This is a genomic window from Streptomyces smaragdinus (assembly GCF_009604385.1).
Lineage (GTDB): Bacteria > Actinomycetota > Actinomycetes > Streptomycetales > Streptomycetaceae > Streptomyces > Streptomyces smaragdinus.
The window spans coordinates 23,588-32,952 of sequence record NZ_WEGJ01000054.1 but is presented as its reverse complement, the minus strand read 5'-3'; the positions used below and the strand labels follow the sequence as shown (position 1 = coordinate 32,952).

The 9,365-nt window shown below is 73.9% G+C and carries 10 protein-coding genes; 7 read left to right on the top strand and 3 right to left on the bottom strand.

Translation table 11 applies throughout. The features are described from left to right. From SRB5_RS33115 to SRB5_RS33090, 6 genes are all read left to right on the top strand, one after another. On the top strand, positions 1-578 hold a 578-nt coding region (locus tag SRB5_RS33115; RefSeq protein ID WP_153457183.1), incomplete at its 5' end, for a DUF2690 domain-containing protein. 141 nt (positions 579-719) lie between these two features. Then, positions 720-1,709 carry a malate dehydrogenase gene (locus SRB5_RS33110; protein ID WP_153457182.1) on the top strand — a complete coding sequence of 330 codons (990 nt, stop codon included), beginning with the start codon at positions 720-722 and terminating at the stop codon, positions 1,707-1,709. A 173-nt stretch (positions 1,710-1,882) separates the two neighbouring features. Then, on the top strand, positions 1,883-3,637 hold the full coding sequence (locus SRB5_RS33105; RefSeq protein WP_228390639.1) for a hypothetical protein: 1,755 nt from the start codon (positions 1,883-1,885) through the stop codon (positions 3,635-3,637). Next, the gene (locus SRB5_RS33100) at positions 3,634-4,137 is read left to right on the top strand and encodes a hypothetical protein (protein WP_153457181.1); all 504 of its coding nucleotides are present in this window, start codon (positions 3,634-3,636) and stop codon (positions 4,135-4,137) included. Before SRB5_RS33105 ends, SRB5_RS33100 begins: the two co-directional genes overlap by 4 nt. Before the next feature lie 12 nt (positions 4,138-4,149). Continuing rightward, positions 4,150-5,175, top strand: coding sequence for a hypothetical protein (locus SRB5_RS33095; RefSeq protein ID WP_153457180.1), 1,026 nt, complete (start codon positions 4,150-4,152; stop codon positions 5,173-5,175). Positions 5,176-5,227: 52 nt separating this feature from the next. Continuing rightward, positions 5,228-5,917 carry a hypothetical protein gene (locus tag SRB5_RS33090; RefSeq protein ID WP_153457179.1) on the top strand — a complete coding sequence of 230 codons (690 nt, stop codon included), beginning with the start codon at positions 5,228-5,230 and terminating at the stop codon, positions 5,915-5,917. Positions 5,918-5,941: 24 nt separating this feature from the next. Here the strand turns inward: SRB5_RS33090 and SRB5_RS33085 are convergent, their stop codons facing one another. Further along, complete coding sequence (locus tag SRB5_RS33085; RefSeq protein WP_323378893.1) at positions 5,942-6,667, bottom strand: isocitrate lyase/PEP mutase family protein; 726 nt, start codon at positions 6,665-6,667, stop codon at positions 5,942-5,944. Continuing rightward, the gene (locus SRB5_RS33080; RefSeq protein WP_153457178.1) at positions 6,664-7,128 is read right to left on the bottom strand and encodes a carboxymuconolactone decarboxylase family protein; all 465 of its coding nucleotides are present in this window, start codon (positions 7,126-7,128) and stop codon (positions 6,664-6,666) included. Before SRB5_RS33080 ends, SRB5_RS33085 begins: the two co-directional genes overlap by 4 nt. Positions 7,129-7,219: 91 nt before the next feature. Between SRB5_RS33080 and pdxR the strand changes: the two genes are divergently transcribed. Then, the gene (gene pdxR, locus SRB5_RS33075) at positions 7,220-8,665 is read left to right on the top strand and encodes a MocR-like pyridoxine biosynthesis transcription factor PdxR (RefSeq protein WP_153457177.1); all 1,446 of its coding nucleotides are present in this window, start codon (positions 7,220-7,222) and stop codon (positions 8,663-8,665) included. Between the two features lie 37 nt (positions 8,666-8,702). On the opposite strand, the gene SRB5_RS33070 is transcribed toward pdxR, so the two are convergent. Continuing rightward, positions 8,703-9,248: a Uma2 family endonuclease gene (locus SRB5_RS33070; RefSeq protein ID WP_153457192.1), complete on the bottom strand. Its 546-nt coding sequence runs from the start codon at positions 9,246-9,248 to the stop codon at positions 8,703-8,705. Positions 9,249-9,365: the final 117 nt, after the last annotated feature.

Genomic DNA, 9,365 nt, shown 5'->3' with positions numbered 1-9,365 from the left:
GCCTGCAGCGTGAACGGCCAGCTGCCCTCGGCGCCGAGCAGCAGCTCGGCGCCGGCGTGGTCACCGTCGGCGAGGACGCCGAGGACGGCCTCGCCGCCGTGGCCCTGGCCACCGTCGCCGCCCTCGCGGCCGGCGTCGCCTACGCCACGGGCCTGATCGGCGGCGACGACCCGGCCCCCCGCGACAGCGCCTCCGCCTCCCCCTCCGCGAGCCCCAGCGCCGCGCTCCCGGCCGGCGTCAGCTGTCGGGGCGACGGCTGCGACGGCAAGGACCCCGAGGCCAGCGGCTGTGGCGGCGACAACGCCCGTACCGTCGGCGACACCTTCTTCGGCGGCGCCTACCTCGAGGTCCGCTACAGCGAGGTGTGCGGCGCCGCCTGGGCCCGGATCACCCACGCCCCGGTCGGCGCGGCCCTGGACCTGCGCGTCGGCGGCGACAAGGCGCGCCACACCGAGGCGGACGCCGACGGCGAGGCGTACACCGCGATGACCGCCGTCGACGACCCCGCCGGTACCGAGGCCTGTACGGCCTTCCCGGGCGGCTCCGCCGGGTGCACGAACCCGGCCACGAGCGGGTGACCGTTTCCACACGGTGGGTGGCGTGAGGCCCCACTGGCGTTCGGATAGATTGTCGGGGGCCCCGTCTTCGCCCCGCGGGCGGAGCCCCGCCAGTGGACGAAGCGGGACCGTCGAACCAGAGCCTGCCTGGAGATGAACGTCATGACCCGCACCCCCGTGAACGTCACCGTCACCGGCGCCGCCGGACAGATCGGCTACGCGCTGCTGTTCCGCATCGCCTCCGGCCACCTCCTCGGCCCGGACGTTCCGGTCAAGCTCCGCCTCCTCGAGATCACCCCGGCGCTCGGCGCCGCCGAGGGCACGGCGATGGAGCTCGACGACTGCGCCTTCCCGCTGCTTCAGGGCATCGACATCAGCGACGACCCGAACGTCGCGTTCGACGGCGCGAACGTGGCCCTCCTCGTCGGCGCCCGCCCCCGCACCAAGGGCATGGAGCGCGGCGACCTCCTCGAGGCCAACGGCGGCATCTTCAAGCCGCAGGGCAAGGCCATCAACGACCACGCCGCGGACGACATCAAGGTCCTCGTCGTCGGCAACCCGGCCAACACCAACGCCCTGATCGCCCAGGCCGCCGCCCCCGACGTACCGGCCGAGCGCTTCACCGCGATGACCCGCCTGGACCACAACCGCGCGCTGTCGCAGCTGTCGAAGAAGACCGGCGTCCCGGTCTCCGAGATCAAGAAGCTGACGATCTGGGGCAACCACTCCGCCACCCAGTACCCGGACATCTTCCACGCCGAGGTCGCCGGCAAGAACGCCGCCGAGGCCGTCAACGACGAGAAGTGGCTGGCCGAGGACTTCATCCCGACCGTCGCCAAGCGCGGTGCCGCGATCATCGAGGCCCGTGGCGCCTCGTCGGCCGCCTCCGCCGCCAACGCCGCGATCGACCACGTGTACACCTGGACCAACGGCACCGCCGCCGGCGACTGGGTCTCCATGGGCATCCCGTCCGACGGCTCGTACGGCGTGCCGGAGGGCCTGATCTCCTCCTTCCCCGTCACCGTGACGGACGGCGCGTACGAGATCGTCCAGGGCCTGGAGATCAACGAGTTCTCCCGCACCCGCATCGACGCCTCCGTCAAGGAGCTCGCGGAGGAGCGCGACGCGGTCCGCGCCCTCGGCCTCATCTGAGCAGCCTCATCCGAGCAGCCGCTCAGCCGTACGCACGAACGGCCCGCCACTCACCCGATCGGGTGAGTGGCGGGCCGTTTTGGCATGGACTTTGTTCGCTACGCTGACACACCCGTAAACAAGAGCCTCAACTATCGGATGCGATAGCTCAGTTGAGCGATTCGGGGGACATCTTGACGCAGCCAGCCGAACCCCAGTCCGACGAGTCGGACGGCCCCACCGTGCCCGCCCAGACCCGCGCCCCGGAGCCGGTCGCCCCGGAGCCGGTCGCCCCGGAGCCCGCGGCCCCGGAACCCGCCGCCCCGCCGCCCGCCGCGGCCACCGCGCCGCCCGCGCACACCGGCTCCGTACCGCTGCCGCCGTTCGTCAGCGAGGCGACGCGGCTGCTGTGCGCCGGGGTCTATCTCGACTCCTCGTTCCGCCGCCGCGTCATCGAGGAGCTGGTCGAACAGCGCCAGCGCACCGTCGCCCCGTCGCTGGGCGTCGACGCCGTCCCGGTGCTGGCGCACGCCCTGCGCTGCCGGCAGGCGGAGGTGCTGACCGGCGTGGGCGTCGGCTTCACCTGGCTGATCTGTTTCGTCCTGAACGCGGCGGCGGACACGGATCGCTGGTGGGTCGGCTGGTACGCCCTGGTCTGCCTGTTCCTCTGGCTGGCCCGGATCGCCGCCGACCGCAGCTCCGCCGTCTACACCCTCGACGTACGCCCCGGCGGCCGGATCGCCCGCTGGCGCGACCGGCTCGCGCTGCTGGTCCGGCTCTACGCCCGGCTGCAGCTGACCGCGTACTGGGCCCTTTCGGTATCCCTCCTGTCCACCGAGGGCGACTTCGTCGGCCTCGCCGTCCCCCTGCTGCTGGCGCTGCCCGTCTGGGCGCACCGCGCCTGGGTGGACCGGGCGCTGCGCGAGGAGCTGGCCAAGCCCCGCTTCCGGCAGCGCCCGCGCGCCGGACTGCCGGGGGCGCACAGCCGGCTGGCCGCCGCCATCGACATGGAGCAGTACGCCCGGCTGACCGTGTACGACCCGTTCGAGCCGTTCGTCGGCTACGGCCACCCGTACGACCCCTGGTCCTTCGCGATCGAGCTGAAGCGCAAGAAGACCCTGGGCGACGCCGAGGCCCCCGCGCTCACCAGCCGTCAGGTCATCGACCTGATCCTCCCCAAGCTCGGCGCCCTGCGGCAGTCCGCCGCCGCGACCAGCCGGGACCGGCTGCGCCAGCTCGAGGTCGAGCATCTGGCGTACCTCCCGACCAGCCCCCGCCGGGGCACGGCGGGCTACGACGAGGACAACACCAACCGGCACATCGCCGAGGCCGTCGACGAGGGCGGCGAGGCCCGCCGCTACTTCCTGCGCGTCCGGGTCGGCGCCTGGGACGAGAACGTGGTGGTCAGCGTGCTGGTCCGGGTGCACACCCAGGGCGGCATGCTGGTGCTGGAGGTCGTGCCGCACGTCCTGTTCCCGGTGCGCGCGGAGTTCCGCGAGGTCGACCGGATCGTGGCGCGCGGCGCCCGCAGCGCGGGGCTGCGCGGTTTCGTACGGGCGCTGGTCTCCAGCCCCACCGCCGTGTTCGCGGCGGGCGTGTCCATCCTCCGTACCTGCGGCTCGTCCTCGCGTGCCTGGCTGAACGACCCGGAGGTGCTGCCCGGTGAGGGACCTGTGACCTCCGTACGGGAACTGGGCAGCGCCGACGACGTGTCCCTCTTCCAGGAGATGGACATCAGCAGGTACGTGAAGACCATCCAGGACCGCATCGCCAGCGGTGTCACGGACGCGCTGGAGGCCAGCGGGTACGAGACCGAGCGGTTCACCCAGCAGGTGTTCAATATCGCCGAAGGCGGCATGTTCATCGGCCAGATGAGCGGCGGAGCGGTCGCCCAGGGCAGTGGAGCACAGGCCGGTTCGGGTTCCGGCGACGGAGGGGGAAAGCAGTGAGCGACGAGACGAGCGAGCCGGCGGGCGGGATCACCATCGGCTCCATGACCGGCGGCGCGGTCGCCCAGGGCGACGAGGCCACGGCCCGCGACGAGGGGCGGCGGCAGACGGCCGCGCCCGCGGGGGAGGTGCCGGCGAATGTGCCCGCGCCGGCCGAGGGCGGGATCGCCATCGGCGTGATGCAGGGCGGCGCCGTCGCCCAGGGCAAGGGGGCGCGGGCCGTCGATGCCTCCGTCACCGTGTCCGGGCCGGACGCCGAGCGGCTGCTCGCGGCTGTCCGGCAGCTGCGCCGGGAGCTGCTCGACCAGCCGCCGAGCGACGAGGCGGAGGACCTGGAGCGGGACCTGGTGGGCGTCACCGACGAGGTACGGCGGGCCGGCAGCGCCGACCGGTCGCGGCTGGCCCGGCTGCGGGAGCGGCTCGAGGTGTCGTCCATGGGGGCGGCCATCGGGGCCTCCGCGGTGGCCGTGGCGCAGGCGATCACGCAGCTGCTGGGCTGAGGGGAGGACACGTTGACCGCCAGATGGGACCCGGAGGCGCAGGACTGGGTCGAGGAGGCCGACACCGGCTCCGCCCCGCCGCCACCGCCCGCCGCGCCACCGCCGACGGTGCTGCCGGGGCAGCGGTCGGGGTCGGACTCCGGCTCGGGCGAGGTGTGGCCGGACGCGCCGGGGACACAGGCGCCGGCTTCGCTGCACGACCTCCCGACCGGCCACTCCGACACCCCGCCACCGCTGACCCCCGGACCTCCGCCGGCGCCCGACGGTCCCGCGCCGATCGCGGACCCGTACGACCTCAGCCCGTACCAGCCCCACGACCCGTACCTGCCGGGCCCGCCCGACGACGGGGGCGGCGGGCGGCGCAGCGCGGCGACGGCCCTCGCCGTGGCGCTGGCCCTGGTGATCGTGGTCGCCGGCGGGGCGATCGGCTATCTGCTGACGAGCGACGACGACGACGGCGGGAACGAGGCCAAGCCGACCCCCTCCGCCACCACCCCGGCCGCCGACACCCCGACAGAGCCGCCCCCGACCAGCGACTCCCCGGTCGAGACGGCGCCGGAGTCCCGGATCCCGCCGGACGGCTACCAGTACAACGTCGAGACGGACTTCCAGCTCGTCGCCCCCGAGGGCTGGGAGCGGGACGTCCAGGGCTCGGTCACCTGGTTCCGCGACCCCGAGGACCCCGACCGCGAGCTGGTCCAGGTCTGGCGGGCGACCGAGTCCGTCGGCTCCCCGCTGGAGCTGGTCGACCTCGCCGAGAACGGCGACGACGGCCTCGCCGGCCGCCCCCAGTACGAACAGCACGCGAGGGGCGAGGTCCCGGGCGCCGAGGCGGCGGAGCTCGACTACTCCTGGGTCGGCGACAACGGCGGCGTCCGCGGCCTGTACCGGGCCATGCGGATGCCGGACGGGTCGCTGTGGGTGGTCGTCGTGTCGGGCCCGCCCGAGTCGTGGCCGTATCAGCAGGAGGTGCAGGCCAACGTGCTCGACTACTTCTGTCTGACGGGTCAGTGCTCGTACGAGGCGGCGCTCGACTGAGAGCGGAACCCCCCGGGACGTTCCGACGTCCATGCCAGGCAGAGGGGGAATCATGAACGCGACACGCCCTGCCCGGGGCCCGAGTACGGCGTTGCTGGTGGCGCTGGCGGTGATCGCCGTCGGCGCCGTCGGCGTGCTGTCGTGGCTGCTGCTCATGAAGCCGCAGGACCACCGTGACCAGGGCTCCGGCCCGACGCCCACCGCCGCGGGCAGCGCCGGCCGCAGTACGCCGCCGCAGGGGAACGACCTGCCGGCGGGTGCCACCGGCGCGCCGCCCGGCGGCTATCAGTGGGCCACCGACGAGACCGGCGTGCTGATCCCCGTACCGGACGGCTGGGTGCCCCGCGCGCCCGATCCGGACGATCCGACGCAGATCTTCTACGACTCGCCCGACGGCCGCAGCCTGCTCCAGGTCAGCACGGTCGCCGACCCGGGGAGCACACCGTACGACTCGATGCGCACGGTGGAGGCCGCGTCCCGGGAGCGGCCGGACTACCGGCTGATGGGCCTGGACTCGGTGGACGGGGAGGGCGAGCCGGCGGAGCTGGAGTTCGTGTACACGCACGACACGTACGGCTCCCGGCACGTCCTGGACCGCGCGTTCGTCGCCCCCGACGGGAATCAGTACGCCGTGCTGGTCGCCGGTCCGTCCGACGCGGCCGCGCGGGCGCGGACCCGGGAGCTGCAGACCGTCGTCCTCGACCACTTCTGCGTGGGGGAGCACTGCCCGGCCGCGGGGTGAGTCCCGCCCGCGGCCGGACGACGCCTACCGCTGCGGGGCCATCCCCTGTACGAGGCCGCCCAGCGCCTCCATGGCCTTGACCTGCAGCCCCGGCCCGAACGTGATCCGGGCCGCGCCGAGGCGGCCCAGCTCCTCGGGCGGCGGGAACTTCGGGTGCCCCACGGCGTTCAGCGGCAGGCCGATGCCCTCCGCGAGCGCCGGGATGTGGTCCGGCGCCGCCATGATCGGGTACACGCCGTCCGCGCCGGCCGCCGCGTACGCCCGTCCGCGTACGACGGCCTCCTCGGCCGTACGGCCCCCGCGCAGATACGTGTCGATGCGGGCGTTCACGAACAGCCGGTCGCCCGCCTCCTGGCGTACCGCCGCGAGGTAGTCGGCCTGCTCGGCGGGGGACTTGAGCCGCTTCGTGCCGTGCTCGGTGTCCTCCAGGTTGCAGCCCACGACCCCGAGGGCCAGCAGGCGGTCGACGAGCTCCGCCGGGGCCAGCCCGTAGCCGTCCTCGATGTCCGCGGACACCGGGACGTCCACCGCCCGGGCGATCCGCCCGACCGCGGCGAACATCTCGTCGGGCGGCGTCGCGCCGTCCGCGTACCCGAGGCTCGCCGCGATGCCCGCGCTCGGGGTGGCCAGGGCCGGGAAGCCGGCCCCGGCCAGCACCCGGGCGGAGGCCACGTCCCAGGGGCCCGGCAGGATCACCGGGTCGCCGGGGACGCGGCCGTGGTGCAGCGCGCGGAACTGCTCTACCGTCACGCGCGCGGCTGCGGCTTGTAGTGGCCGCCGGGGGTGCGGGCGGCGACGTTGAGGCGGTTCCACACGTTGATGGCCGCGATCAGGCCGATCAGGTGGCCCAGCTCCGCCTCGTCGAAGTGCGCGGCGGCGCGCTCGTACACGGCGTCCGGGACGAAGCCGTCGGTCAGCACGGTGACGGCCTCCGTCAGGGCGAGGGCGGCGCGCTCCTTGTCGGTGAAGTGCTCCTCGGCCTCGTCGAACGCGGGCACCAGGGAGATGCGCACCGGGTCCTCGCCGATGTTGAGGGCGTCCTTGGTGTGCATGTCGATGCAGTACGCGCACCGGTTGATCTGGGAGGCCCGCAGCAGGACCAGGTGGACGAGCTTCTCGTCGCTGATGCCCTTGACCGCGGCCTGGTTGAACGCGAGGACGGTCTTGTAGACCTCGGGGGCCGCCTTGAAGATGTTCATGCGTGTCGTCATGCCTCCACGCTAGGCCGGGGTTTTCCCCGTCGGCGGTCCATTCGTCCGGCGGGTTGCTGGGCCACTTCGGGGTCCGGGGTACTGTCCTCGCATGTCAGACAAGCGGGCCGCCCCGGACCGGCTGCGGGCCGGCTGGGTCTCGTCCCTCGACCTGCACATCGAGCTCGAACGCGGGACGCGCAGCGTCGCCCAGTCGCTGACGCGGGCCCTGCGGGACGCCGTCCGCGGGGGCCGGCTGGCGCCCGGGACCCGGCTGCCGTCCACGCGGGCACTCGCGGTGGACCTGGGGATCGCCCGCAACACCGTGGCCGACGCCTACACCGAGCTGTGCGCCGAGGGGTGGCTGACCGCGCGGCAGGGGTCCGGGACGCGGGTGGCCACCCGGGCGGAGCCCAGGCGGGACGGGCGGCGGCCGGTGCGGGCGGTGCCCACGGTGGGGCATCCGCTGACGCCGCCGGTCACGTACAACATGCTTCCCGGCCAGCCGACGCTGTCGGCGTTCCCCCGTACGGCGTGGGCGACGGCGATGCGGCGGGCGCTGATCGCGGCGCCGGCGGAGGCGTTCGGCTACCAGGGGCCGGCGGGGCGGGTGGAGCTGCGGCGGGAGCTGGCGGGGTATCTGGCGCGGGCGCGGGGCGTGGACGTGTCGCCGGAGCGGGTGGTGCTGAGCTCCGGGTTCATCCACGGGCTGGCGCTCACCGCCCGGGTGCTGCGGGCGCGGGGGGTGCGGCGGATCGCGGTCGAGCTGTACGGGATCCAGGAGCACCGGGCGGTGCTGGAGCGGGCGGGCCTGCGGCCGGTGCCGGTGCCGGTGGACGACGACGGGATGTGCGTCGAGGGGCTGGCGGGGCTGGGGGTGCAGGCGGTGCTGCTGACGCCGGCGCACCAGTTCGCGCTGGGGGGTGCGCTGTCGCCCGCGCGGCGGGCGGCGCTGGTGGACTGGGCGCGGCGGACGGGCGGGGTGGTGCTGGAGGACGACTACGACGGGGAGTTCCGCTACGACCGCCAGCCCATCGGGGCGCTGCAGGGGCTGGACCCGGAGCGGGTGGTGTACCTCGGCACGGCGTCGAAGTCCCTGGCCCCCGCGGTCCGCCTGGGCTGGATGGTGCTGCCCCCGCGCCTGGCCGGGGAGGTCCTGGAGGCGAAGGGCGCGGACTGGACGTCCAGCTCGCTGGACCAGCTGGCCCTGGCCGAACTGATCTCCTCCGGCGCGTACGACCGCCACGTCCGCGCGATGCGCCTGCGCTACCGCCGCCGCCGCGACCGCCTCACGACGGCGCTCGCGACCCGCGCCCCCCACGTCCGCGTCACGGGCATCGCGGCGGGCCTCCACGCGCTCCTGGAGGTCCCCCCGGGCACGGAACCCCAGATCCTGTCCCAGGCGACATCGGAGGGCCTGGCCCTCACAGACCTCTCCCACCTGGCCCTGGTCCCCCCGGAGACCCCCCGCCCGGCCCTGGTCGCGGGCTACGCCCCGCCGCCGGACCATCTGTATCCGGGGGCGATCGCGGCGCTGTGCCGGGCGTTGCGGGTGTGAGGGTGGCTCAGCCGGGGCCGTACCAGTCGATTGGCGCTCAGCGGACGTATTGCTTGAGGATCTCGGTGTTCAAGGTGATGCCGAGATCCGCGATCTCGAACGTGCTGCCGAATGGGTGGGAGCGGACCGCGCGGTACTTGCCGTCCTCCGGCTCGCTGTGGACGACGGCCTCGCAGGAGCCGCGGTCGATGAGCAGGTAGACGGGGATGCCCGTCTCGGCGTACGCGACCGGCTTCTCCACGCGATCGCGCTTGTCGGTGTCGTAGTCGTACGAGGTGACCTCGACCACCATGAGCGAGTCACCGGGCTCGGCCCACTCACCCTGGCCGGCGAAGTGGGCGATCGGGGCGAGGACGCCGTCGGGTCTGGCGTGGCCCGAACGGTACTGGTCGACGCGGAGGCCCTGCTCGATGTGCAGGTCCAGCTCCGGGCGGGCCTGCATGCACTGCCGCAGCAGCCACATGATGATCGCGCCGTGGTCGCCGTCGGGCACGGACTTGACTCCGATCCTGCCGTTGATGAACTCGAGGGTGACCGTTTCCGGCGCGTGTGACGCGAGCTCCTCGAACTCCTCCACGCTCATTTGTGGGCGGCGATCAGCGGTGATGCTCACAGGCCGCCTCCATCCACTCTTCCCGACGGGATCCTGCTCCCACGGTAGCGCGTAAGCACCGGTCCGGGCTCGTAATGGCTGGCTGAG